This window comes from Acetobacter vaccinii, assembly GCF_008365315.1.
In the GTDB taxonomy this organism is placed as follows: domain Bacteria; phylum Pseudomonadota; class Alphaproteobacteria; order Acetobacterales; family Acetobacteraceae; genus Acetobacter; species Acetobacter vaccinii.
On record NZ_CP043506.1, the window covers coordinates 828307 to 854157 of the forward strand.

The window sequence follows — 25851 nt, forward strand, 5'->3', positions numbered from 1 at the left end:
GGCATTTCCAAACCCAATGTTTGAAATACCCTGATAAAAATCGCCTGTAGAGAGATCAGCCTACCTCTTGCTCGGCGGTCTCTCCTACGGGCAGGCTGACAACACGGCCATCACGCACCACCAGTGCAACCCGCCCATCACGCAGAGCCACGGCCGCATTACCAAAAACCCGAGCGCGCCACCCTGTCAGCACGGCACCTGCCTGTGACGGATCAATGGCCAAGGCTTCCAGATCATCCTGCGATGCCACAAGTTTGGGAGCCACATCATGCTCCTCACAACAGGCCGCCAGCAGCACCTTGAACATGGCCACCAGAGATGATGAGGCCTTTGGCCCGTCCTTGCCACGCCCCTTGGGCAGACGAGGTAATTGAGAATCCGGCAAAGCCTGTGCCTGACGCACAGCGTCCAGCAATGCCTGACCTGTCCGCCCTTCCGCCAGACCACGGGTTACACCCCGCACCCGCGCCAAGGCCTCCAGCGTTGTGGGCACGGTTGCCGCAATTTCCAGCAGGCTTTCATCCCGGATCAGGCGTTGGCGCGGCACATCCAACCGCTGGGCCTCGCGCTCACGCAGGGCCGCAACAGCGCGCAGAATACCAAGCATCCGCCTGTTACCCGTGCGGGCACGCAGGCGCTCCCACTGGCGCTCCGGATCAGGCAGGAAGGTCGAGGGCTCTTCCAGTTCCGCCATTTCGGCAGCCACCCACTCCAGCCGACCGTCCTGCTCCAGCTTTCTGGCCAGTTTTTCGTACACAACCCGCAGCCACGTCACATCCCCCGCTGCGTAGGTAAGCTGTGCTTCTGACAAAGGCCGGACAGACCAGTCCGTAAAGCGGTGGCTTTTATCAATGCTCGACCCCGTCAGCGACCCAACAAGGCTGTCATAACCGACCTGATCACCAAAGCCTGCCACCATGGCGGCAACCTGCGTATCAAAAACAGGTGTCGGCAGCGCGTCAAACAGGTGCAGGAAAATTTCCAGATCCTGCCGGGCGGCATGGAAAACCTTAAGCACCCCGGCATCCGCCATCAGGGCTGCAAGCGGTGCCAGATCAAGCCCTTCGGCCTGGGCGTCAATCAGGATGACATCCTTCTCGCCCCCGATCTGGACAAGGCACAGTTCGGGCCAATAGGTCCGCTCCCGCATGAACTCGGTATCAACCGTGACATAACGCTCCTGATGAAGGGGAGCGAGCGCTTCTTCCAGGTCCTGAGTGGAGACAACAAGACGCGGAGCGGGGAAAACAGGGGAGGATGATCTGGCCATGCCCCTACATACACCACGCCAGACAGGAGCGACAACAGCCCCACACCCAGGGGCAGCCGTGAAACTTGACAGAATCCCCACATGCCGGAACACCTGAGCCAGAAGTAGTCAGGAGGCATGACACATGACCAGACCAGATGATGGCAGCACAAGCCTGACCCAGCTTGGCCGCCAGGTTGCCCAGCCCGCAAACCCGGAAGACGCAACCCTAGAACGGGTGCCCAGCCCCTATCAGGGCAGGCTGTATATGGTGCGCTTTACCGCTCCGGAATTTACATCGCTCTGCCCGATTACGGGGCAGCCCGACTTTGCCCATATCGTGATTGACTATGTGCCCGGCGAATGGATTGTCGAAAGCAAGTCGCTCAAGCTCTATCTGACGAGCTTTCGTAACCACGGCTCATTCCACGAGGCCTGCTCCCTACAGATTGCGACAACTCTGGTCGATCTGCTCTCCCCCGTATGGTTGCGGATCGGGGCTTACTGGTACCCACGCGGTGGCATGCCGATTGATGTCTTCTGGCAGACCGATGAACCCCCCAAAGGGGTCTGGATTGCTGACCAGAACGTACCCAACTACCGGGGCCGCGGTTAGGCCGACACAAAAAAAGCCACCCCTTGGGGTGGCTTTTTTCTACGCAGTTCTATCAGCAGACTTCAGAGAGTACCTGTACCTGCCTCAATTTCCGCCCGCACGGCCAGAATCTGGTCCTGCAGAACACCCAGGCGGGTGGTATCTGTCTTGTCAGCCTTGTCCCATGCTTCGGACAGAGCTTCGAGCTGGGCTGTCGCATTATCAATGGAAATATCGCTGACAGGCACAGCCCTGTCGGCCAGAACAGTGCACCGATCGGGCGTGATGTCAGCAAAGCCGCCACCCACAAAATACCGATCGGTTACTGTCTCACCCTCATAAAGGGCAACAACACCACCACGGAGCAGCAGCATCATGGGCGCGTGTTCCGGCATGGCGGCGATATCACCTTCCATACCGGGCAGAACGGCCATGTCTACCTGACGCGATACCAGAACCTTTTCAGGGCTGATGATCTCAATCTGGACCGGCATGAATGATGCTCCTTCCAGAAGCCGGCTGTTAGGCCGACTCCCTCAGTTTCTCTGCTTTGGCGATAGCTTCTTCAATGGAGCCGACCATGTAGAAGGCAGCTTCCGGCAGATCGTCATATTCACCAGCACAGATGGCCTTGAAGGACCGGACCGTATCCGTGACCGACACCAGCTTGCCCGGTGCACCCGTGAACACTTCTGCCACGTGGAACGGCTGGGACAGGAAGCGCTGGATGCGGCGGGCACGCGCCACGATCAGCTTGTCGTCCTCGGACAGTTCATCCATGCCCAGGATGGCAATGATGTCCTGCAGGGACTTGTAGGTCTGCAGAATACGCTGCACTTCGCAAGCGACCTCATAGTGCTCCTCACCCACGATCTGGGGGTCCAGCGCGCGAGAGGTGGAGTCCAGCGGGTCAACAGCCGGGTAGATGCCCATTTCCGCGATGGAGCGGTTAAGCACCGTCGTGGCGTCAAGATGCGCGAAAGTTGCAGCCGGGGCCGGGTCGGTCAGATCGTCAGCCGGAACGTAAACAGCCTGCACCGAGGTGATGGACCCCTTCTTGGTGGAGGTAATACGTTCCTGCAGGGCACCCATTTCCGTGGCCAGAGTAGGCTGGTAGCCCACTGCGGACGGGATACGGCCCAGCAGAGCCGACACTTCGGAACCAGCCTGCGTGAAGCGGAAGATGTTGTCCACGAAGAACAGCACGTCCTGGTTTTCTTCATCGCGGAAGTATTCCGCCATGGTCAGACCGGTCAGCGCAACGCGGGCACGGGCACCCGGCGGTTCGTTCATCTGGCCGAACACCAGAGACACCTTGGAGCCGTCTGTCGCACCGTCTTCAGCCAGCTTGATAACGCCTGCGTCCTGCATTTCGTAGTACAGGTCGTTCCCTTCACGGGTACGTTCACCCACACCAGCAAACACGGACACGCCACCATGCGCCTTGGCGATGTTGTTGATCAGTTCCTGAATAATAACGGTCTTGCCCACACCGGCGCCACCGAACAGGCCGATCTTACCGCCCTTGAGGTAGGGGCACAGCAGGTCAACAACCTTGATCCCGGTCATGAGGATTTCAGACGCAGCGGCCTGATCTTCAAATGCCGGAGCATCGCGGTGGATGGTAGCGCGACGGCTGGTGCGAACGGGGCCTTTTTCGTCGATCGGTTCACCGATCACGTTCAGGATACGGCCCAGAGTTTCGGGGCCAACCGGAACGGAAATCTGCGCGCCAGTGTCAACCACCTCGGTGCCACGCACCAGGCCATCGGTCGAGTCCATGGCAATGCAGCGGACTTCGTGTTCGCCAATTTCCTGCGCCACTTCCAGCACAAGAACCTGCCCGTCCAGCTTGACGTGCAGCGCGTTCAGAATGTTCGGCAGTTCACCTTCGAACTGCACGTCGACAACCGGGCCCCGGATTTCGGTAATGCGGCCAACAGCATTGGTCTTCGTGGCCGCAGGGGCCTGGGTCTGGGTTGTGGTATCCGACATGGGGTCAGCTCCTGCGGGGCAAACGAGCGGGCTCAGACAGCCTGTGCGCCCGAAATGATTTCGATCAGTTCGTTAGTAATATTGGTCTGGCGGGTCCGGTTATAGACCTGTGTCAGACTGTCGATGGACCGGCCTGCGTTACGCGTGGCGTTGTCCATGGCCGTCATCCGGGCTCCGTTTTCACCTGCGGCTGTTTCCAGCAGCGCGGCGTAAATCTGAACCTGGAGGTTACGCGGCAGCAGCATGGCCAGAAGCGTTGCTTCATCCGGCTCAAACTCGTAGCTGGCGGCATCGTCAGAAAGGGTGGCGTCGCCACTGCCTTCTTCCATCACCATCGGCACAAGCTGCTGACACAGGGGAACCTGCGTCATCGCGTTGTGGAACCTGTTGAACACAAGCGTGCAGACATCAACATCGCCACCCTCAATCAGGGTATTGATTTTGTCACCCAGGTCACTGGCGATGGAGAAAGGAATTTCCTTCCCGCTGACACCAATAACATGATCGACGATCAGGTCGGCATGCTCACGCATGAAGAAGTTGAGCGCACGACGGCCAACAGGCAGCAGGCGGACCGTCTTGCCTTCGGACTGAAGGCGGCGGATGGTCTGCAGGGTCAGCCTGTGGACGTTGGAGTTAAACCCACCGCACAGCCCACGGTCACTGGTCAGGGGCACAAGCAAATGCACCTTATCCTGTCCCGTGCCGGCAAGAAGACGCGGAGCGCCCTCTTCCCCCGAGGTCGCGGCAGCCAGTTCACCCAGCATGCGGCGCATGGCCTTGGCGTACGGCCGCGCGGCTTCCGCGCTGGCCTGTGCACGCCGCAGCTTTGCAGCCGCCACCATTTTCATGGCGCTCGTGATCTTCCGTGTCGACTTGATACTTCCGATCCGGGCGCGAAGTTCCTTAAGGGAAGCCATGGACGCTTCTGCCCTCTCAGCCCGCGAAGCGGCGGTTGAACGTGGTCAGGTATTCCGCCAGCCGTGCTTCCAGGTCCTTGGACAGAGCCTGTTCCTTGGTCAGCGTATCCAGAATGTCTTTGCCAGCGCTGCGCAGGTCACCCAGCAGGTCACGCTCCCAAGCCACAACCTTGTTGGTTGCAATACCGTCAAGGAAACCACGGGTGCCAGCAAACAGCAGGACAACCTGTTCTTCCACCCGCAGGGGGGAAGCCTGGGGCTGCTTGAGCAGTTCCACCAGACGGGCGCCACGGGCAAGCATCTTCTGGGTTGCGGGGTCCAGGTCGGAAGCGAACTGCGAGAACGCAGCCATTTCACGATACTGAGCCAGCTCCAGTTTGATTTTACCTGCGACCTGCTTCATCGCCTTGATCTGGGCGGCGGAGCCAACGCGGGAGACCGAACCACCGACGTTAACGGCAGGGCGGATACCCTTGTAGAACAGATCCGTCTCAAGGAATATCTGACCGTCGGTGATGGAAATGACGTTGGTCGGGATGTAGGCCGCGACGTCACCTGCCTGGGTTTCAATAACCGGCAGAGCCGTGAGGGAGCCAGCGCCATGGGCGTCGGACATCTTCGCAGCGCGTTCCAGCAGACGGGAATGCAGGAAGAACACGTCACCCGGATAAGCTTCACGGCCCGGCGGGCGGCGCAGCAGCAGGGACATCTGACGGTAAGCCACAGCCTGCTTGGACAGATCGTCGTAGCAGATCAGGGCGTGCATGCCATTGTCACGGAAGAATTCACCCATTGCGCAGGCCGCGTAGGGGGCCAGGTACTGCAGAGGCGCCGGATCGGACGCGGTTGCAGCCACAATGATGGAATACTTCAGCGCGCCTTTTTCTTCCAGCAGACGCACAAGCTGCGCCACTGTGGAACGCTTCTGCCCGACTGCAACATAGATGCAGTACAGGGACTTCTTGTCGTCGCCGAGTTCATTCACGCTCTTCTGGGCGAGAATGGTGTCGGTCAGGATCGTGGTCTTGCCGGTCTGGCGGTCACCGATCACCAGTTCGCGCTGGCCACGGCCGACGGGAACCAGGGCGTCGATAGCCTTGATACCGGTCTGCATAGGCTCATGCACGGACTGACGCGGCATAATGCCCGGTGCCTTGACTTCGGCACGGCGCATTTCGACATCAACCAGCGGGCCTTTGCCGTCAATCGGGTTACCCAGACCGTCGACAACGCGGCCCAGCAGGCCCTTACCAACGGGAACGCTGACAACCATACCGGAACGGGTGACGGTGTCACCTTCGCGGATGTTGGTGTCGTCACCGAAGATAACGATACCGACGTTGTCGCTTTCCAGGTTGAGGGCCATGCCCTTCTGACCGACGGACGGGAAATCGACCAGTTCACCCGCCATCACATTCTGCAGGCCGAAAACGCGGGCAATGCCGTCTCCGACAGACAGAACTGTGCCGGTTTCGACAACATCAGATTCCTTGTCGAACGAGGCAATCTGCTGCTTGAGGATATCCGAAATCTCTGCGGGACGGATTTCCATCACGCGGCTCCCTTCATGGCGTAATGCAAACGAAACAGGCGGGTTTTGAGGCTTGCGTCATACAGCTTCGCCCCTACACGCACGACAAGGCCGCCGAGCAGGGAGGAATCGACACGCTCACGAATATTCAGACGGCTGTACCCGGCTTCGGCCAGACGGGCCTGAAGCTGTGCACGCTGTTCAGCAGACAGAGGCGCTGCACTGACCACTTCGGCCAGGACTTCGCCCCGTCGGGAAACGGCCAGCGCCTCAAGTGCTGCCAGAACCCGCCGCAATACCGGCAGGCGGCGGTTATCCGCCACAACACCAACAAAATTCTGGATGGTCTGCCCGAAACCCTGCGCCTCCAGCACGGCTGCAAGAGCCTTGCGAGACACCAGGACATCAAGCCGCCGGTCTTCCAGAACCGTGCGCAAAGGCGCACTCTCATCAATCAGGCGCGCAAGTGCGGCACCTTGTTCAAGCACTGAATCAAGCTGCTTCTGCTCAGCAGCAAGATCATAGAGCGCCGTTGCATACCGGCCTTCCAGACCGTTGGCAGCAAAGGCAACCGGTTGTGCTGTCGTTACGCCCGAGGCCACCACTCTTTGGTTCTTTCCTTCTGTGCGCGCCGGCATTTCACACTGAACTGACACCACCCAGACCCCGGACTGACTCCGGCTGCCTGATGACATCCACCGGCGCGGCCTCTAGCATGCCCGCCACGCCCACGCAACCGGCACATCGGGGCAAATCTTGTCCCGCCCTTACTTACCGGGTCTTATCCCAAGCATTTCGCGCAGGAAACGACCCAATACCCGGCACGGCAGACACCCACCGCCCCACCCGGAACAGGGAGAGCATGAACACGCCTGCAATTTTATGCTGAAAGCTGGAGCGGACAGAGGGAATCGAACCCTCCTCGGTAGCTTGGAAGGCTACTGCATTACCACTATGCTATGCCCGCGCTGTGCCTTGGGGCAGAACCATACGCCCAAAACTGTATCCGGCGCAAGGCATGTGGGCTGGAGTTTTTGCCAGCCTGCCCCCGCACACCGCCGGACATGCACGAAACCTGTTTTTGCCCCCTTGACTTTAGGGTCGCAACATACTTTCTTGCGCTACCTGCGATGGACGCTTCCAAGTGTCTGGTCAGACAGACGGGTTTCCGTTATGACTGGCCTGCCACGGCGGACACGCTGCAGGGGTGTAGCTCAATTGGCTAGAGCGCCGGTCTCCAAAACCGGAGGTTGGGGGTTCGAGACCCTCCACCCCTGCCAGTTTTTCTGGCGTCGCACAGGAAAATGCCGTTCTCATATTTCTTGACAACGTGATTTTCCCCAGCGACACCGGGGCAAAATTTCAGGCGCTGCCTCCCGTAATTCATACGGAGCCAGGCGATGGAAAGAGGGTAGTTCGTGTCGTTCAGTCCCGGTAAGTTCCTTCATGACGTACGTGCCGAGGCGGAACGGGTCACATGGCCCACCCGCAGGGCGACACTTGTCACTACTGGCGCAGTTCTGGCCATGGCAAGCACGGCGTCCATCTTCTTTTTTGTGGTTGACCAGTTGATCGGTCTCGGCCTGCGTCAACTGTTCGGGCTGGGAGGCTGAGAAAGCGACATGGCCAAACGCTGGTATGTGGTCCACGTCTATTCGGGCTTCGAGAAAAAGATCGCCCAGTACATCCGTGAAGAAGCGGAACAGAAGGGTCTGAGCGACCATATCGATGAAATCCTTGTACCATCCGAGGAAGTCATTGAGGTGCGTCGTGGCCAGAAGGTCAGCACAGAGCGGAAGTTCTTTCCCGGTTACGTGCTGATCAAAATGGAAATGACGGACGAAAGCTGGCATCTGGTGAAGGATTCACCCAAGGTGACTGGCTTTCTGGGCACCAGAAACCGTCCGACCCCCATTTCCGCCGCCGAGGCTGAACGCATCATCCGCCAGTCGGAAGAAGGCGTGCAGCACCCCCGCTCCGCTGTTACCTTTGAGGTTGGCGAGCAGATTCGCGTGGCAGACGGGCCGTTCACCTCCTTCAATGGTGTCATTGAGGAAGTGGATGAAGAAAAAAACCGCCTCAAGGTCAGCGTGTCCATTTTTGGCCGCTCTACCCCGGTGGACCTGGAATTCAATCAGGTGGAGAAGCTCTGACCCCCTGGGGTCATGGCTCCCTTCCTGACAAGGCGGCTTCATGCCGCCTTTTTTTATTGGCATGCTCTGACTTTCCCCCCACCGGGCTGGCGCTGTCTCTCCTTTGCGGCGCACGGTCATTGTGGGACACCGCATGCCCCATGCCCCCCATGGGCCGGGCCTGCCTGACAAGGAGCAGCCGCCATGTCACCTTCCCCCCAGCTTACGGGCCTTGCCCTGATCAACAACGCCCATAGCAACAAGGGCACCGCGTTCACGCAGGAAGAACGACGCCAGTACGGGCTGGAAGGGCTGCTGCCCACGCAGGTGGAAACACTCGACCGGCAGGTTGAACGCATCCAGCGCCATCTGGAGGCCAAACCCAGCAATCTGGAGCGTTACATCTACCTCAGCGGCCTGCGCGACCAGAACGAGACCCTGTTCTACCGGGTGCTCATGTCCAACCCGGCCCGCTTTGTACCCATTGTCTATGCTCCCACACTGGCCGCCGTGTGCCAGCAGTTCAGCCATATCTACCGCCGCCCCAGAGGCATGTACATCAGCCTGGATATGCGCGGACGAATTGAGGACGTGCTGCGGAACTGGCCTGTCAGCACCGTCCGCTTTATTTGCGTCACTACAGGCGGGCGTATTCTGGGTCTGGGTGACATCGGGGTGAATGGCATGGGCATTCCCATCGGCAAGCTCGACCTTTACACCGCCTGCGGCGCGGTCCCGCCTGATGTGCTGCTACCTATCCAGCTTGATATCGGCACCACCAACAGCGCCCTGCGGGCCGACCCGCTCTACCTTGGCCTGCGCCGCGAGCCCCCTGCCGGGGAAGAACTTGACGCCTTTGTGGATGAATTTGTGCAGGCCGTGCAGCGCGTTTTCCCCCAGTGCTGTCTGCATTTTGAGGACTGGAAGGGCACCGACGCCCTGCACTACCTGGAAAAATATCGCTCGCAGGTTCTGTGCTACAATGACGACATTCAGGGTACGGCCGCCGTGACACTGGCCGGGCTGATCACTGCCCTGAAAATCAAGGACGAAGCCCTGACCGAACAGCGCTTTCTGTTTTTTGGTGCCGGTTCATCAGGGCTGGGAACGGCTGACATGCTGGTGTCAGCTCTGGTGCAGGATGGCCTGTCGGAGCAGGAAGCCATTGCCCGCATTACTCTGATGGATGTCAACGGCCTGCTGGAAACCAGCCGCACTGACCTGTCCACCCAACAGCAGCGCTATGCCAAGGACAGCCCGGCCACCGACTCCCTGCTGGATGTCATCACGACCGTACGGCCTAGCGTTCTGGTCGGTGTGTCCACATCAGGTGGTGCGTTTACACAGGATGTGGTGAAGGCCATGAGCAGCCTGAACGCACAGCCTATTATCCTCCCGCTCTCCCTGCCCGAAAGCAATGCTGAATGCACAGCCGAGCAGGCCTATGAATGGTCAAACGGCAAGGCACTATTTGCTGCCGGGCTGCAATACCCCGAGGTCACACTGAACGGGCGCACGTTCTACCCCGGTCAGGCCAATAATTTCTATATTTTCCCGGCCCTCGGGCTGGCTGTTTACGCCACCTGCCCCAAGCTGGTCACCGATGCGCTGGTCATCCAGGCGGCCCATGCGCTGGCGGATCAGGTTGACCCGTCAGGCCGGGCACGGGGCCGTCTGTTTCCACCGCAGACGGATATTCTGGAGGTGTCCATCACCTCGGCCTGCCGGATTGCGGACTATATTTTCGATCAGGGCATGGCCACGGTGGAACGACCGCAGGATATACGCGCCTGGATCGAGAGCATGCTGTACAGCCCGCAGTACACGGACTGACAGGCTCTCACGGCTGGCCCGATTCTGCCGGGCCAGCCCTTCACCCGGTGGTCAGATATCGGAAACGCGGGCCGTAAAGCCGAAAACATGGCCGTAAAAGCGTAGCTCCTCATCCAGCGCCACACGGATGGTGGCCTCGCGGCGGAAACCATGGCCTTCATTGGGGAACTCACGCAGGACGCATAACGTGCCCTCAGCATGCAAAGCCTGCGCCATGCTGCGGGCCTGCTCGGGGGGTACCACTTTGTCCTCCGCCCCCTGCAACAGCAGGATGGGGGCGCGAATCCGGCTGGCAACATTCAAGGGCGAGCGGGCAGTATATGTCGATTCGGCCTGTGGCCACGGGCCGATCAGCCCTTCGAGATAATGCGACTCGAACTTATGAGTCTCCTGCGCCAGAGCCCGCAGGTCCGTAACGCCATACAGGCTGACCCCGGCGGCAAACAGATTGGATTCGGCCAACGCCAGCAGAACCGTCATCCCCCCGGCACTGGAGCCACGAATGGCAATGCGCTTGGGGTCAATACGGCCTGTACGGCTCATATGATCGCAGGCAGCAATGCAGTCGGCCACATCAACCACACCCCACTGCCCTTTCAGCCGGTTCCGCCAGGCGCGGCCGAATCCGGTAGACCCCCCGTAATTGACATCCAGCACCGCGAAACCGCGCGACGTCCACCACTGCACCTTGAAGGAAAAACTGTCCTGCGCCCGCGCCGTCGGCCCCCCGTGCACCTGCACGATCATGGGGGGCAGGCTGTCCTGTGGGACACGGGCACGCGCATTGGTGGGCGGGTAAAAGAACGCATGCCCGCACAGCCCTTCCCCCACCGGGAACCAGACCGATTCGGGGCAGGAGATGTCAGCCGCATCCAACACTGCCGGGGCCGCCTGCTGCACGCTCTGCATGGCGTGCGCGGCTGTATCGCCCACCATAATGCAGGGCATGCTGTCAAAACGCGCATCCAGCCAGGCAAAGCGACCATCTGCCAACGGCACAGGGCATTGTTCCGGCCTGCCGGGAAAAGGCTTGCTGGAACCATCTGCTGCATGGAGCGTGCAAAAGGATTCGCCCTCCCGCACGGACAGGAACAGGCAGGCACCATCCGGCAGGGGTTGGTAACTGCGTTGCCCGAACACCCAGGCAGGCTGGCCTATCTCACCCTCTGCCGCCGGATAGGGCTTGAAGCCTGCATTTTCGTCATGCACAGGCACTTCCCACACGCGCCACTGGCCGTCCCGGTCGGTCACAACAAGCAACCGCCCGTCATCCGTCCAGCGTGGTTCCCCCAAGGATTCATGCCCGTCAGCCCCGGCCAGCACACGCCGGATTTCAAGACCGCGAATCTGGTTGTCCGAACTCCTCTGCACATGGGCGATGCACAGGCGCGTAGCATCCCACGGCATGTCGGGGTGGGTCCATTCCACCCAGGCCATCAGGCTGCCATCGGGCGATAGGCTGGGGGACATGTAAAAATCAGCCCCCTCCACCAGCACCAGACCAGAACTGTCCGCAGCTCCGCCCAGGGCCACCAGAGCAGTCTGGGCTTCACCCGGCTGGCGATGGTCTTCCCGCACGGCCAGAATCATATCGCTATGGGGGTCCAGCCGCAGATCGGCGTAGCGCAGTCCGCCACCTTCCCCCACCACACTGGCGGGCTGACCATTGGGCACACGCCACACCGCACCGGTGCTGCGTTCGGAATAGACCAGCCCGCGCGCATCCACCGCGTAAGCACCACCGCCATATTCCTGCACGCGGGTGCCGACATCAGCCCCGGCGGGTGCAGCCTCCTGCACACCCTGGGTCTGGGTCCAGCGCATCAGCACGGTGCGACCATTTTCGGCAGGGCGGCGTTCAAGCCAGAAAACGGCCTGGCCGTCTGTGCCAACTTCGGAAAGTGTCAGGGTTTTTCCGGCAACCAACGCGGCTGTCACGGGGGAGGGCCACGCGCCGCACGGCAGGGGTTGGCGCTGGTCTGTCTGGGGTGTGGGCTGATCTGTCATGGGTACCAGTCTAGCATTCAAACCCCCTGAAACGGAAAGGCATGTGTCCAACCCTATTCCATGCTAGACATGGCCGCTCCGGCTCTCGGGCTTGACAAGGCGGGATACGACACGCTTCTCCCCTCCTGCGCTGTCTTTGCTATTTTCCCCCGCACAGGATTTTCCACTCTGTTACACATTCTGGATAATTTCTTTTCGCCCGAGTATCTGACCGGCCTGTTCACCCATTATGGCTATGGCGTCATCGGCGTTGTGGTCATGCTTGAAAGCATGGGCCTGCCCCTGCCTGCGGAAAGCCTGCTGATAACGGGTGCGCTGTTCTGCGCCACCACCCACAAGCTGCACATTCAGGGTGTGGTCATTGCGGGCATAACCGGTGCCATCATGGGGGATAACCTGGGCTACCTGCTGGGCCATGCTCTGGGCATGCGTATGCTACACCGGCATGGACCAAAAATAGGGCTGACGGAAAAGCGGCTTCTGCTGGGCCGTTATGTGTTTCTCAAACACGGCGGGCCTGTTGTTTTCTTCGGGCGCTTTATTGCCATCCTGCGCATGTTCGTGGCCATTCTGGCCGGGGCGAACCGTATGCCGTGGCATACGTTCCTGTTCTACAACGCGCTTGGAGGTGTGTTCTGGGCCGGGGGATACGCCACATGTGCCTATCTGCTGGGTAAGGAAATAGAGCGCCTGTCCGGCTGGCTGGCCGTGGCCTTTGGGGTGGCGGCGCTGATCGTGATTCTGGCCCTGCTCATCTTCTTCAAGCACAACGAGAAACGCCTGACGGAGGAAGCCATGAAAGCCGCACAGAACGACGAACGCCTGCGGGAACAGACCTCGTGAGCCGCGACCGCCAGTGGCGTGTTGAACATTCCACCCCCAGCCTGCTCGGCCAGACCGCTGTTGTCACCGGGGCCACCAGCGGCCTTGGTTTACAGGTGGCCCTGGGGCTTGCCCGGCGCGGTGCCCGCCTGCTGCTGCCCGTGCGTAACCCGGCGCGCGGACAGGCCGCTCTGGACAGGCTGCGCGCCCAGCACCCAGACGCGGATGTGGCGCTGATACCAATGGATCTGGCCTCACTCACCTCCATACAGTCCGGGGCTGACGAGGTTGCGCGCCTGACGGGCCGGCTGGATATTCTGGTCAACAACGCAGGTATCATGGCCCCTGTCCACAGGCTGGAAACGCAGGACGGGTTTGAGGTGCAGTTTGGGGTCAACCACCTGGCCCATTTTGCCCTGACCGCCCACCTGCGCCCTCTGCTGGAGGCCTCCCCGCAAGGGGGCACGGTTGTGACTGTGGCCAGTCTGGCCGCCGCCAAAAACACCCTGCATTTTGATGATCTGCAAAGCCGCCACCACTACAGCCCGTTTGGGGCCTACCAGCGCAGCAAGCTGGCCAACCTGCTGTTTGCGCGCGAGCTGGCACGCAGGGCGGGTGAGAACGGGTGGAACCTGCATTCCCGCGCGGCACACCCCGGCTGGGCGGCAACCTCGATCCTGCGCAACGGACAGGCCGCCAGCCTGCCTGCCCCTCTGGGCCGGGTGGAGCAGGCCTTAGGCGGGGCTGTGCTCCGTGTGTTTGGGCAGTCCGCAGCGCATGGGGCCGAGCCCCTGCTGTATGCCGCCCTGTGCCCCACTGCGCGGGATGGCGACTACTACGGCCCGCAAGGCAAGGGCGAACGGCATGGTGCCCCCGGCCCGGCCCATGTGCCGCCAGCGGCGCTTAAAACCAGCACCGCCATACGGCTGTGGGATGTGTCCGAGCGCCTGACAAAGACGTTCTGACACACTCCCTCCGGGTTATCAGGATTTCTGGGTGCTGCGGCGTGCGCGGCTCTGCTGCCGCAGGACACTTTCAATCCAGTCATTCAACTGGCGGGTTGTGTCCTCGGCCTCCTCCCGATCGGGATAGAACTCGGGAAAACGCAGTGCCAGCCAGCGCCAGGCCACAAGGCGCTTGTGGCGCTTTTCAGCCCGTTCCAGCTCCTCACGCCCCGCACGGTCGGCCGCAGGCAGGCGCCCGGTGCCCGGTGGGGGCACACGCCGCCCGGCGGCATGGTCGGCAGCCCAGCCCACAAGGCGGCGGATGCCATTGTCCCGGTCATCCACCGGGCACATGGCGTAAGACCAGCGCGTAGCAAGGTCTAGCGTCTCCACCCCTTCCAGCGCGGAGGCAATGGCAAAGGCCTGCTCCATATCCGCCAGACGGTAGTTGGGGTCATCCTTACGCAGCACGGCGCGGCGAATACGGGACAGAACGCCATACAGGCTCTGCGACCCGATTTCCGACGCCACAGCCTTCACAATATCCACGTCCGGCTGCACGAAGGGGCGCAGGTCTTCCGGTATTTCTGCATCCGCCTCAAGCTGGCGGCGCACAAAAGTGGGGCTGCCCGCACCGGACAGTACCGCCACCACACCGGCCTCGTGCTTGCCAAAACGCCCTGCACGCCCGCCAATCTGCTTGACTTCCTGCACGCTCAGATCACGCGTTTCGCGGCCATCGTATTTGCGGAGTGATGCAAACACCACCCGCTTGATGGACAGGTTAAGCCCCATGCCAATGGCATCGGTCGCCACCAGAATATCAGCCTGCCCACTGTTAAACCGCTGGGCCTCCGCCCGGCGCACTTCGGGGCTGAGCGCACCGTACACAACCGCAACCCGGCGGCCATGCTGCATAAGGGCTGCGCGCAGGTCCAGCACCTCCCGGCGGGAGAAAGCGATCAGCGCATCACCCTGGCTCAGTTCCGTCAGGCGCACACTCTGGCTGGCAGCATGCAGGGGGCTTTTGCGTTCGAGCGAAATTTCATCCAGCGGGTCGCCGCAGAGTTCGGCAATGCGCCGCACCATGGGAATACAGTCAGGTGCGCCCAGAACATACAGGTGCCGGGCTGGCACCCCCATGATGGCGGCTGTCCACGCGGCCCCTCGGTCGGTGTCGAAGAGCATTTGTGCTTCGTCAATAATGGCAACATCGACGGGGTTGTAGAAGGGGCACATCTCGACCGTGGCCGCCAGATGGCGGCTGCCGGGCACAAGAATACGCTCCTCCCCTGTTGCCAGCGATGCCTCAACCCCGCGCGCGGCCAGCGCCTCGCGGAATTCATGCGCCAGCAGCCGCAACGGGGCCAGGGCCAGCCCACTTTCGGCCTGGGCCAGCGCATTCAGCGCCGTATAGGACTTGCCGGAGTTGGTTGGCCCCGTCACCAGCGTAATCCGCCGGTTCAAGGCCCGCGCAGTCCGGAAATGCGCGGCGTAACGGTCCAGCGCAGCCACACGGGCAATCACGGCGTTGGCCACCTTGCGGCCCATATCCGGGGCCACATGCCCGACACTGGGGGGCGTATCGTCGCCCTTGCTGTCGCGCCGCCATTCCACCAGCTTGCCGCGCAGGGCCACAAGCTGGATCGGGTCGAATTCCCACTTCTCGCGCCCACCGGCCTCACGCAGCTTGCGGGCTACGGGCAGACGGTTTTCCGCAATCCAGCGCAGGGCTTCCCGGCCGGAGCAATGCAGCAGGCGCGGTACCTCGCTAAAAGGTACCAGGCTTTCTTCCCACGCGCGAAGCTGCTCTTCTTCCTGCTCGCGGCGTTCGCGGCCGGTCTGCTCAATGGTTGTCGCGGTGTGCTGGCGCTGGCGCTCCTCGCTCAGCAGGGTATCCAGAAAGGGATCACCCTCAGGCAGGCCAAAGGCGACGGCCACTGCCATAAGCAGCAGTTCGGTCTGGGCAGGCGATGGCACGCGCCCGGTGTCCACCAGGTCAGCCCGCACACTTTCAAAGGCGGCACGCGGGGTTGCGCCGTATCCGCGCAATCGGGCCATGGCCACAGGGGCCAGAGCGTTTTCCAATGTCTGGTCGTCGGGCTCCGGGTTTGTCACCGTTGCCGCGGCTTCCTCCATCTCCTCCCGCGTGATCCAGATCCGCCCGCTGCGGCGGGTGCGGTCCAGCAGGCGCGACACCCATTTGCGCCGCCGCACAAGGCACAGCACATGGCGGTAAGTGTCGTCGGGCACATCCCGCGCGCCAGGGGCCAGGGCGCGGGCCAGCCTGCGCAGGACCTCGTGTTCTTCCTTGGCTTCGGGGGCAAGGCCGGTACGGCGCATGACCTGGGCAAGCGCGTCACGCGCGGGGGAGGCTGAATGGTCTGATGTCATGCGCTACTCTTGCGTCAGGACGGACGCGGGAACAATGCTCCACCCCGGCCTGAAAGAAAAATTTCAAGCGGCCCTGCACCCGCGGCACTGGACCACAGCGCACTTGGGCCTTGCTATAAAGCCGATCCTGTGTCCATTCTGCGCGCCGGTGGCGAGAAATATGGCTTCCGGCCTGGGCGGTGGTGTGGTGTGCCGTGCCACATGTGCTTACGCCCTTGTGTGGCATGGACACCCGTTACAGCCCGCGCCCTTTCCCATAAAACCGCCACCAAAGCATTGCGATGCCTCCCGCGCCAGACCATACCCCGGCCGGGCGGAGCACGCCTGTCCTGACCTGCTGCATGCGGAGTACAAAGCAGTCCATGTCCGAAACCATTGCCGCAAACGCCGTTCTTCCCAAGGTATCCGAATCCGAAGCCCCCAGTGGCCTGCTGCCTGTTGACGGCCAGGAGGGTGTGTGGCGCCTTGCCCCCCCCACCAAGGAATACGGCCACCTTTACCCCGCCAAGGTGCTGACCGTGCACCACTGGACCGACAGGCTGTTCAGCTTCACCACCACGCGTGATCCGGGCCTGCGCTTCGAAAACGGGCAGTTTGCCATGATCGGCATTGAGGTGGACGGCAAACCGCTGCTGCGCGCCTACTCCATTGCCTCGCCCAACTATGCTGACGAAATGGAGTTTCTCTCCATTGCCGTGCCCGATGGCCCGCTGACCTCGCGCCTGCGCCACGTCAAGGTGGGTGACACCGTGCTGATCGGCCGCAAGCCCACTGGCACGCTGCTGCTGGACAACCTGCGCCCCGGCCGTAACCTGTATTTCCTGTCCACTGGCACCGGGCTTGCCCCGTTCATGAGCCTGATCAAGGACCCGGAATGCTATGAGCGTTATGACCGCGTGATCCTGACCCATACGGTGCGCGTGTCGGGTGAACTGGCTTACGCCAACCACATCCGCCACGAACTGCCGCAGCATGAGTTCCTGGGGGAAGATATCGCAGCCAAGCTGCTGTATTACCCCGCCGTCACGCGTGAAGACTTTGCCGTGACCGAGCGCATTACCAAGCTGATCGAATCCGGCAAGATCTTCACCGACCTGAACATCCCCGAGCTCGACCCCGAGCATGACCGGGTGATGATCTGCGGGTCGCCTGAAATGCTGGCCGACACCGAAGCCCTGCTGGAAGCCCGTGGCTTTGACGAAGGCAACATGACCACCCCTGGCGCGTATGTGGTGGAAAAGGCTTTCGCCGAACGCTAAAACCCAGCCAGACACACACCAGCACAACACAGGAGCCACGCGCCATGGCCTATGATTTTGATCTTCTTGTCATCGGGGCGGGGTCCGGTGGTGTGCGGTGTGCACGCATAGCGGCAAGCTATGGGGCACGCGTAGCGGTGGCCGAAAGCCGCCACTGGGGTGGCACCTGTGTCAACCTGGGCTGCGTGCCCAAAAAGCTGTTTGTACAGGCCAGTGAATTTGGTGATATTGCCCGTGACAGCCACGGCTTTGGCTGGAACACCCAGCCCGGCACCCACGACTGGCCCAGCCTGATTGCCGCCAAGGACCGTGAAATCACACGGCTGAACGGCATTTATGTCTCCATGCTGGAAAAAGCAGGAGTCACACTGCTGACTGGCCATGCCCGCTTTGTGGACAGCCACACCCTGCGCATAGACCCCGCGGCGCTGGACCCCGACGCCACGCCGCGCACGGTCACAGCCGAGCGCATTGTTATTGCCACCGGCTCCACCCCGGTCCGGCCCGACATCCCCGGTGCGGAACTGGCCATTACCTCGGACGAGGCCTTCCACCTGCCCCAGCGCCCCGAGCGGGTCGTCATTGTAGGCAGTGGTTATATCGGGATCGAATTTGCCGGCATTTTTGCCGGGCTGGGGTCCAAGGTAGACCTGATCTATCGCCGCGACCTGCCCCTGCGTGGGTTTGATGAGGACATGCGCACAGCACTGGCCGAGGCCATTACAACGCGCGGCATTACCCAGCACGCCCATGCCAACCCGACCCGGATCACGCAGGAGGGGGCAGAGTATGCTGTCACCCTCGATAACGGTCAGACCCTGCGGGCGGACTGCGTTTTTCTGGCAACGGGCCGCCGCCCCAAGATTGACGGGCTGGGGCTGGAAAATACCACCATCACCACAGCCGACTCTGGCCGGATCGTGGTTGATGCCCACAGCCAGACCACCCAGCCCGGCGTTTACGCCATTGGGGATGTGACAGACCGCATCAACCTGACCCCCGTGGCCATTGCCGAAGGGCACATCCTGGCCGACAGCCTGTTTGGCAGCGCGCCCCCACGGCAGTGGTCGTTTAACACAACACCCAAGGCTGTCTTCTTCTCGCCCCCTCTGGCCACTGTAGGGCTGACAGAGGCGGAAGCCGCGCAGACTGGCGCTGTTGATGTCTACATGACCCGCTTTACCCCCATGCGCCACACGCTGGGTGGCCGCAAGGACCGCAAGACCGTCATGAAACTGGTGGTCGCGCAGGACAGCCAGAAAGTGGTGGGCGTGCATATTCTGGGGGATGATGCCCCGGAGATGCTTCAGGCCGTGGCCATTGCCGTCACCGCCGGGCTGACCAAGGCGGATTTTGACCGCACCATTGGCATCCACCCCACCTCGGCGGAAGAGCTGGTGACACTGCGTACCCGTACGCGTGAGACCCCGCATACACCCTGATACGCCGCCCAGATACCGCGACCCGACATAACAGCAAGGACAACAGCCGTGGCCTCTTCCGACCGTACCACCCACCCGATAACAGGCAGCCATGATCTGGCGCTTAAAAACGGTTCGGTCGTGCTGCCAGATGGCACGGTGCAGACGACTGTTTATGTGCGTGACGGCATGGTCAGCGCCATCGGGGGGGAAGCCCCCGCCGCCCGCGTGGTGGATTGTACAGGCCTGACCATTCTGCCCGGCGTGATTGACACGCAGGTCCATTTCCGGGAACCCGGCGCGGAAGAAAACGAAGACCTTGAAACCGGCAGCCGCTCGGCGGTGCTGGGGGGTGTGACCGGCGTTTTTGAAATGCCCAACACCAAGCCCACCACCTCCACCCCGCAGGCCGTGGCCGACAAGCTGGCGCGGGCGCGCAACCGCATGTGGTGCGAACACGCCTTTTACGTCGGCGCCACCATCGACAATGCGGACGAGTGCGGTGCGCTGGAAAAACTGCCCGGCACGGCGGGTATCAAGGTGTTCATGGGCTCTTCGACCGGGAACCTGCTGGTTTCGGAAGATTCCATGCTGGAGCGTGTCCTGCGCTCCGGCCAGCGCCGCGTGGCCATCCATGCCGAGGACGAAGCCCGCCTGAAAGACCGTATGGGGGAGCGCGTTGATAACGACCCCTCCTCCCACCCGGTCTGGCGTGACGACACAACCGCGCTGCGTGCCACCCAGCGCGTGCTGGACCTGGCCCGCAAGACCGGCCGCCGGGTGCATATCCTGCATGTGACCACCCCGGCCGAGCTGGAACTGATTGCCCGCAACCGCGACATTGCAAGTTGTGAACTGACCCCCCAGCACCTGACACTGGCTGCTGAGGAGGCCTACCCCCGCCTTGGCACCTTTGCCCAGATGAACCCGCCCATCCGCTCCGCCGCCCATCGTGACGGGCTGTGGCACTGGGTTGGGCAGGGCCTGCCCGATGTTATTGGCTCCGACCATGCCCCCCACAGCCGCGAGGCCAAGGCCAAGCCCTATCCGGCCTCCCCCTCCGGCATGCCGGGTGTGCAGACCCTGCTGCCGCTCATGCTCAACCACGTTGCCCACCACAGGCTGAGCCTGCGCCGCCTGGTGGACCTAACATCGGCTGGCCCGCAAAGACTGTTCGGGCTGGTCCGCAAAGGCCGCATTGCCGTGGGCTATGATGCCGACTTTACAATCGTGGACCTCAAGGCCCAGTGGACCATCAAAGAAGACTGGCTGGCCTCGCGCTGTGGCTGGTCGCCCTTTACGGGGGAAACGGTAACCGGCAAGCCGGTTGGCACGATTATCCGTGGCCATCAGGTCATGTGGGAAGGCACGCTGGCCGACAAGGCTGTGGGTGAGCCTTTCCGTTTTGATTCAACCGACCGCCCTGCCTCCTGAGGGCACACCGGCCAGAGGCTCCAAACAAAAACCCCCGCGTGGCTCCGGCCCGCGGGGGTTTTTGTTGACCGCTTAGGGGAAAGCGGAGTGACGGAAGGGAAACCCGTCCACTATCATCCGCAGCGGCGCGAATTCCTTGGTCGAGAAATTCTGCATATGCACCTGTGTGCCATCGGGGGATTCGACAAACACCGTATCGTTCCAGTCCGCGGCACTAATGCCTGTCCACAGCGTTATGGCCAGCACATCCACCCCATTGGCGTCCTTGAGGACAAAGCGCGCATCGCCCGATGACGGCGGCGTGCGGCTGACAGGCCCCCAGCCTGACTTATGAGCCTTCAGCCAGTCGTTCAGGGTATGAATATCCTCGGCATCGAGCACATGGTTGCGCCGCATGGGGCCGACCTCAATCGTGCCGCTGGCCACTTCTGGCAGAACAACAGGTTTGAAGTTGGGCAGCGCCACCCACCAGATCAGTGCCGCTGTTGTCATGGTAAAAATCAGAAAGCCGATAATAAAGGCGGTTTCCTTACGCATAATGCTCTCCTAGCCCCGCACCGCAGCAATAACACGCGCTACGTCCTCATCCGTCAGTTCCGGGTGGATGGGCAGCGCCAGAATACGCCCGGCTAGGTCTTCCGACACAGGCAGGGTCGTGCCGTCATGGTGCGGACGGTAGGCAGGCTGCCAGTGCAGCGGCAACGGGTAATAGATGGCCGATGGCACACCCTGCACCTTCAGCCTGTCCTGCAGGGCCGTGCGCTCGGCCGTGTCCTTGAGCAGGATTGCGTAAATCGCCCAGGCGCTGCGGCTGTCTGGCACGCGTACAGGCACCTGCACACTGCCCGCAAGCCCGCTGTCATACGCGCAGGCAATGGCCTCACGCCGGTCAAGCTCGGCCTGAAAGCCATCCAGCTTGGCCAGCAGCACAGCCGCCTGCAAGGTGTCCAGCCGCCCGTTCATGCCTGTACGCAGCACTTCGTAACGGGTAGTGCCTTCCCCATGGGTCCGCAGCGAGCGGTAGAGTGCAGCCCGCTCGGGGTCATCCGTCAGGATCGCCCCGCCATCCCCATACCCACCCAGTGGTTTGGAGGGGAAAAACGACAGGGTTGTGGCTGTGGCCTCCCGCCCCAGCGGCTGGCCTGCCTGCACTGCACCAAAGGACTGGGCACAGTCAGACAACAGGAACAGCCCTTCCTCCTCCGCAATGGCACGCAGGGCGGCCCAGGGGGCTGGCTGGCCAAACAGGTCCACCCCCACAATGGCCCGTGGGCGCAGCGTACCCTGGGCACGCACGGCACGAATACGCGCCCGCAGGTGGTCCGGGTCGATCTGGAACGTGTCGGGGTCCACATCCACAAACACCGGGGTTGCCCCCAGCACCAGCGGCACCTCCGCCGTGGCGGTGTAGGTAAAGGCGGGCAGAAACACGGCGTCGCCCCGGCCTATGCCTTCCGCCATCATCACAATCTGCAAGGCATCCGTGCCAGAGGACACGCCCACGCACTCACGCGCGCCGCACCACTGGGCCAGACGGCCTTCCAGCTCCTCCACTTCCGGCCCCATGACAAAGCGGCAATGCGCCAGCACGGTATCCAGCCGCTGGCGCAGGGCCGGGCCAAGCCGCTTCTGCTGGGCTGCCAGATCAAGAAACGCGATGGGCCTTGTGTCTGAACTCTTCATTCCCTCACCCGATTTCATGCCATTACCGCGCGGCGCTACGCCACGCTCCTTCATCCGCCTGCGTGCAGTCTTCCTGCCCGGTTGCGGCCCCCATGTCCATGTGTGAACCACCTGGGGCATACACGCCGCCTTCCCGGTTATGATCGAACTCGGGCACCAGCAATGACAGAATATGCAGGGCTGCCTTCCTGTCACCCTGGCGGGCGGCCTGTGTCATCTGCTCCACCACATCGGCCACCATTGTCAGGTCAACCGTGCGGGGGGTGGCCATCAGCAGGCCTGCGGCGTCGGTCGGCACCAGGGCTTCGCGCCCATGGAACAGTTCCTCATGCAGTTTTTCCCCCGGTCGCAGGCCGGTGAAGTGGATGGCAACATCCTCCTCCGGACGCAGCCCGGCAAGCCGGATCATCTGGCGCGCCAGATCAAGAATACGCACCGGCTCCCCCATATCGAGCACAAAAATACCGCCATGACCCAGCAGCGTGTCGGTCTGCGTGCCTTCCAGACCCTGTGTGCCGCGGACACTGGCCTGGAGAACAAGGCTGACAGCCTCGGACACGGTCATGAAATACCGGTGCATATCGGGGTGGGTCACTGTCAGCGGCCCACCGCGCTCGATCTGGTGGCGAAACAGCGGCACAACAGACCCGGTGGACCCCAGCACATTGCCAAACCGCACCGTGATGCAACGCATCTGCCCCGCCCCGGCGGCTCTGGCGCGGATGTCCAGCGCCTGACAGTACATTTCCGCCGCCCGTTTGGACGCCCCCATAAGACCAGAGGGATTAACCGCCTTGTCGGTGGAGATCAGAATTAAGGCCCGCGCCCCATGGCGCGCCGCGGCATCAGCCACAACCCGAGTGCCATGCACGTTGGTCAGCAGCCCCTCTGTCGGGTTGGCCTCGACCATAGGCACATGCTTGAGGGCTGCTGCATGAAACACCAGCCCTGGGCGATAATGGGCCATAACCGCGTTGATACGCGCCTGGTCACGCACATCGGCTACAACAATGTCACGCGGGGTCTGGGGGGCGTGTTCGGCCAGATCAATATCACTCTGCCACAGGGCGAACTCCCCATGGTCCAGCAGCACCAGCCGCTGCGGGTTAAGCCGGGCAATCTGGCGGGCCAGTTCGGCCCCGATCGTGCCCCCCGCCCCTGTAACCAGCACCACCTGCCCACGCACCAGATGTTCCATACCCTTGCGGTCCAGCGCGATCTGCGGCCTGTTCAGCAAATCCTCCAGCCGCACGGGCTGAAAGCACACCTGCCGGGCCGGGGTCAGGGCTGTCAGGGCTGGAGCACGCAATACCGCAACATCGTGCCTGGCCGCCGCATTCAGCAAGGCTGTCAGCCGCCACCCCCGAAAAGCCGGGTCGGCAATCACAAGGGCATGCGGCAGGCGATGCCTGTCCCCCAGTGTCTGGAGGATCAGTGCCATATCCTGCACATGGCCCAGAATAGGCACGTTACGGATACGGCGGCCCGCCTGCCCCGCCCCTGCCACGACAATCCCTGTCACACGCATGGCCTGATCGGAGCCGCGCTCAAAGGCACGCATATACAGGTCCGAGGCCTCGTCCCCCCCCACCAGCACAACCTGCTGGTGCCCAAGGGCCGTGTAACCAGCCCGGAGAGAACCCAGCCGATAAGCAAGCCGCCCGCCCCCCAGCGCAACAACAAGCACCAGCACATAAATCATGGGAAAAGCGGGGCTTGGCAGCGGCACACCCGTTGCCAACAACCCAAGGGAAAACAGGACAGAACTGGCAACAGAGGCACAGGCAATGCCCAACAGGTCTGACACCCCGGCAAACCGCCAGTGCTGTTGCGGTATGCGAAACGGCAACCCGCTGACCAGCAGCGTAATGCCCCCCCCTGCCAGAAACCACAGCGGATGCAGCAGGCCGTCCTGCGGGGCTGCCAACCACCGCGCCACTGGGGCAGACAGGGCCGCCAGCATGCCATCAAGCAGGACATTGACCGCCATCCAGTTCAACGGTCGCCACCGAAGGATGCAGGACAGGGGCAGGGCGCGGGGTAATGCCATTCTCTTTGTCCCTATAGCCTAGCGGACGCTGTACAGCCAGAATAACGGCGGTATGATCTTTTTCGACACCCCTGTGCGCGTGTTTTTCTGTCTGGCGGGCGCAACCCTGCTCTCCGCCGGGCTTGTCCGTGCCATGATCGGGCTTGCGGTGCTTGACCACCCCGACCACCGCAGCGCGCACAACCACCCAACCCCCAAGGGCGGGGGCATTGGCATTATGCTGGCTTTTGCCACCGTCTGGCCGCTGCTGCTGCTCTTTGCCCCCCAGCCCATGCCCCGCACCAGCCTGCTGGCAGTTATCGCACTGGGCATTTTATGTGGGGTTTCCTGGTTGGATGACCTGCGCCAATGGCCAGCGGGCATCAAGCTTGCCGCCCAATGCGGGGCGGCGGTGCTGGTCGTGGCGGGGGCTGGCACCGCCAATACTCTGCCCGGCATGGGGCTTGCCGTGCTGTGGCTGATTTTTTGCACCAATGCCATCAACTTCATGGACGGGCTGAACGGTCTGGTTTCAGGCTGCTTGCTGGTGGGCTGCCTGCTGCTGGCCGGGGCTGCGCCCTCTTTGGGTGTGCCCGAATTACGCTGGCCTGCGGCATTGCTGGCGGCCTGCCTTGCGGGGTTTCTACCCTTCAACTTTCCACAGGCCCGTATTTTCATGGGGGATGTGGGCAGTCAGGGCTGTGGCCTGCTGGCGGGCATGGCAACGCTGTACGGAGCGCAACATGCCACGACCCCATCCGGCTGGCTGTTCGGCCCTGCCGTGCTGGCCCCGTTGCTCTACGATGTCACCTTTACCCTGATACGCCGTAGTCTGGCGCACCAACGGCTGATGCAGGCCCACAGGGGCCACCTGTACCAAGTGCTTTACCGCAGTGGCCTGACCGTCAGGACAGTCTCCATGGCCGAATGGGGGCTGACAGCATGGGGTGGCGGCATAGCCTGTGCCACAGCCACACTCCCTGGCCCAGAAGCCCTGCCCCTTGCGACCCTGCTGGTACTGGTGCTGGTGCCGCAGCTTGGCTGGACGGCTCTGGCTATCGTGCGGGCACAAAAAAACCCCATAGGCCCCTGGTAGCCACACAAGGTAGCGCAGGGACCATGGGGTTTATACCGACCGCCGGGGCAGCAGGTCAGACGCTGCCCCGGCGGTTTGGAACGCCAGGTGGCCTCAGGCCGCCACAACCCGACGCAGGCGGCGAACCGTAGCCGTTTTATCTTCAGCATGGGTCTTGCGCGCAGGGGTCTGCACGGCATCACCCATGACCTTGCGGATTTCCTTCAGATACGCGGCACCCTTGGGCGTGCGCTGCACCAGAACGGAACGACGGTCGAGCGGGTCCACCTTACGGCGGGCCAGATCAAGCTCACCCAAGCGGTCGAGCGCACGGGTAATAGCGGGCTTGGACACGTTCAGGCTGGCTGCCAGCCCACGCACGGTCTGCCCGCTTTCGTCCAGATAACAGGTCAGGAACACGGCAAGCTGGCGGGCGGACAGGTCCGGGCCTTCCCCACGTACGAGCGATACGATGGTATCCCGCAGGGTCTTGACCAGATCCTCTGACTTTTCTGCAGTCTGAACCAT

Annotated in this window: 22 protein-coding genes and 2 tRNA genes; 11 read left to right on the top strand and 13 right to left on the bottom strand. The window is 62.2% G+C overall.

Translation table 11 applies throughout. The features are described from left to right. Positions 1-55: 55 nt before the first annotated feature. Positions 56-1270 carry a ribonuclease D gene (gene rnd, locus FLP30_RS03675; RefSeq protein ID WP_149278634.1) on the bottom strand — a complete coding sequence of 405 codons (1215 nt, stop codon included), beginning with the start codon at positions 1268-1270 and terminating at the stop codon, positions 56-58. A 124-nt stretch (positions 1271-1394) separates the two neighbouring features. Between rnd and queF the strand changes: the two genes are divergently transcribed. Continuing rightward, the gene (gene queF / locus FLP30_RS03680; protein ID WP_149278635.1) at positions 1395-1865 is read left to right on the top strand and encodes a preQ(1) synthase; all 471 of its coding nucleotides are present in this window, start codon (positions 1395-1397) and stop codon (positions 1863-1865) included. Positions 1866-1927: 62 nt separating this feature from the next. Here queF and atpC read toward each other — a convergent pair whose 3' ends face one another. From atpC to FLP30_RS03710, 6 genes are all read right to left on the bottom strand, one after another. Continuing rightward, positions 1928-2338 carry an ATP synthase F1 subunit epsilon gene (atpC, locus tag FLP30_RS03685; RefSeq protein WP_149278636.1) on the bottom strand — a complete coding sequence of 137 codons (411 nt, stop codon included), beginning with the start codon at positions 2336-2338 and terminating at the stop codon, positions 1928-1930. Between the two features lie 28 nt (positions 2339-2366). Then, on the bottom strand, positions 2367-3839 hold the full coding sequence (gene atpD, locus FLP30_RS03690; protein WP_149278637.1) for a F0F1 ATP synthase subunit beta: 1473 nt from the start codon (positions 3837-3839) through the stop codon (positions 2367-2369). Positions 3840-3871: 32 nt separating this feature from the next. Beyond that, positions 3872-4759, bottom strand: a complete 888-nt coding sequence (locus FLP30_RS03695; protein WP_149278638.1) for a F0F1 ATP synthase subunit gamma — start codon at positions 4757-4759, stop codon at positions 3872-3874. Between the two features lie 16 nt (positions 4760-4775). After that, positions 4776-6311: a F0F1 ATP synthase subunit alpha gene (gene atpA / locus FLP30_RS03700; RefSeq protein WP_149278639.1), complete on the bottom strand. Its 1536-nt coding sequence runs from the start codon at positions 6309-6311 to the stop codon at positions 4776-4778. After that, entirely contained in the window at positions 6311-6928 is a 618-nt protein-coding gene (gene atpH / locus FLP30_RS03705) for an ATP synthase F1 subunit delta (protein ID WP_210419302.1), read from the bottom strand. Before atpH ends, atpA begins: the two co-directional genes overlap by 1 nt. 255 nt (positions 6929-7183) lie before the next feature. Beyond that, positions 7184-7257, bottom strand: a tRNA-Gly gene (locus tag FLP30_RS03710). A 236-nt stretch (positions 7258-7493) separates the two neighbouring features. Here FLP30_RS03710 and FLP30_RS03720 point away from each other — a divergent pair. From FLP30_RS03720 to FLP30_RS03735, 4 genes are all read left to right on the top strand, one after another. Continuing rightward, positions 7494-7570 (top strand) — tRNA-Trp (locus FLP30_RS03720). 138 nt (positions 7571-7708) lie between these two features. Further along, entirely contained in the window at positions 7709-7903 is a 195-nt protein-coding gene (gene secE / locus FLP30_RS03725) for a preprotein translocase subunit SecE (RefSeq protein WP_149278642.1), read from the top strand. Positions 7904-7912: 9 nt separating this feature from the next. Continuing rightward, positions 7913-8443 carry a transcription termination/antitermination protein NusG gene (gene nusG, locus FLP30_RS03730; RefSeq protein WP_149278643.1) on the top strand — a complete coding sequence of 177 codons (531 nt, stop codon included), beginning with the start codon at positions 7913-7915 and terminating at the stop codon, positions 8441-8443. 183 nt (positions 8444-8626) lie between these two features. Continuing rightward, positions 8627-10255: an NAD-dependent malic enzyme gene (locus FLP30_RS03735; RefSeq protein WP_149278644.1), complete on the top strand. Its 1629-nt coding sequence runs from the start codon at positions 8627-8629 to the stop codon at positions 10253-10255. Between the two features lie 51 nt (positions 10256-10306). Here the strand turns inward: FLP30_RS03735 and FLP30_RS03740 are convergent, their stop codons facing one another. Beyond that, entirely contained in the window at positions 10307-12262 is a 1956-nt protein-coding gene (locus FLP30_RS03740; RefSeq protein WP_149278645.1) for a S9 family peptidase, read from the bottom strand. 180 nt (positions 12263-12442) lie between these two features. Between FLP30_RS03740 and FLP30_RS03745 the strand changes: the two genes are divergently transcribed. Continuing rightward, positions 12443-13105 (top strand): DedA family protein, encoded by a 663-nt coding sequence (locus tag FLP30_RS03745; RefSeq protein WP_210419340.1) that lies wholly within the window; start codon positions 12443-12445, stop codon positions 13103-13105. Beyond that, on the top strand, positions 13102-14049 hold the full coding sequence (locus FLP30_RS03750) for an SDR family oxidoreductase (RefSeq protein WP_149278646.1): 948 nt from the start codon (positions 13102-13104) through the stop codon (positions 14047-14049). The genes FLP30_RS03745 and FLP30_RS03750 overlap by 4 nt, the downstream gene beginning before the upstream one ends. 18 nt (positions 14050-14067) lie before the next feature. On the opposite strand, the gene FLP30_RS03755 is transcribed toward FLP30_RS03750, so the two are convergent. After that, positions 14068-16422: a helicase-related protein gene (locus FLP30_RS03755; RefSeq protein ID WP_149278647.1), complete on the bottom strand. Its 2355-nt coding sequence runs from the start codon at positions 16420-16422 to the stop codon at positions 14068-14070. 362 nt (positions 16423-16784) lie between these two features. On the opposite strand from FLP30_RS03755, the gene FLP30_RS03760 reads away from it, so the two are divergent. Genes FLP30_RS03760 through FLP30_RS03770 form a run of 3 tightly spaced genes read left to right on the top strand, consistent with a single transcriptional unit; the run spans position 16785 to position 20536 of the window. Next, a complete protein-coding gene (locus FLP30_RS03760) occupies positions 16785-17681 on the top strand; it encodes a ferredoxin--NADP reductase (protein WP_149280197.1) in 897 nt (298 codons plus the stop codon). Between the two features lie 44 nt (positions 17682-17725). Then, positions 17726-19123: a glutathione-disulfide reductase gene (gorA, locus tag FLP30_RS03765; RefSeq protein WP_149278648.1), complete on the top strand. Its 1398-nt coding sequence runs from the start codon at positions 17726-17728 to the stop codon at positions 19121-19123. A gap of 48 nt (positions 19124-19171) precedes the next feature. Further along, positions 19172-20536 carry a dihydroorotase gene (locus FLP30_RS03770; RefSeq protein ID WP_149278649.1) on the top strand — a complete coding sequence of 455 codons (1365 nt, stop codon included), beginning with the start codon at positions 19172-19174 and terminating at the stop codon, positions 20534-20536. Positions 20537-20608: 72 nt separating this feature from the next. Here FLP30_RS03770 and FLP30_RS03775 read toward each other — a convergent pair whose 3' ends face one another. The 3 genes from FLP30_RS03775 to FLP30_RS03785 are packed head-to-tail and all read right to left on the bottom strand — an operon-like array spanning position 20609 to position 24269. Next, positions 20609-21073 carry a hypothetical protein gene (locus FLP30_RS03775; protein ID WP_149278650.1) on the bottom strand — a complete coding sequence of 155 codons (465 nt, stop codon included), beginning with the start codon at positions 21071-21073 and terminating at the stop codon, positions 20609-20611. 9 nt (positions 21074-21082) lie between these two features. Next, positions 21083-22219 carry a DegT/DnrJ/EryC1/StrS family aminotransferase gene (locus tag FLP30_RS03780; protein WP_149278651.1) on the bottom strand — a complete coding sequence of 379 codons (1137 nt, stop codon included), beginning with the start codon at positions 22217-22219 and terminating at the stop codon, positions 21083-21085. Between the two features lie 22 nt (positions 22220-22241). Further along, complete coding sequence (locus tag FLP30_RS03785; RefSeq protein ID WP_149278652.1) at positions 22242-24269, bottom strand: polysaccharide biosynthesis protein; 2028 nt, start codon at positions 24267-24269, stop codon at positions 22242-22244. Between the two features lie 52 nt (positions 24270-24321). Between FLP30_RS03785 and FLP30_RS03790 the strand changes: the two genes are divergently transcribed. Next, positions 24322-25344 carry an MraY family glycosyltransferase gene (locus tag FLP30_RS03790; protein ID WP_168200038.1) on the top strand — a complete coding sequence of 341 codons (1023 nt, stop codon included), beginning with the start codon at positions 24322-24324 and terminating at the stop codon, positions 25342-25344. 93 nt (positions 25345-25437) lie between these two features. On the opposite strand, the gene FLP30_RS03795 is transcribed toward FLP30_RS03790, so the two are convergent. Further along, positions 25438-25851, bottom strand: coding sequence for a MarR family transcriptional regulator (locus FLP30_RS03795; RefSeq protein WP_149278653.1), 414 nt, complete (start codon positions 25849-25851; stop codon positions 25438-25440).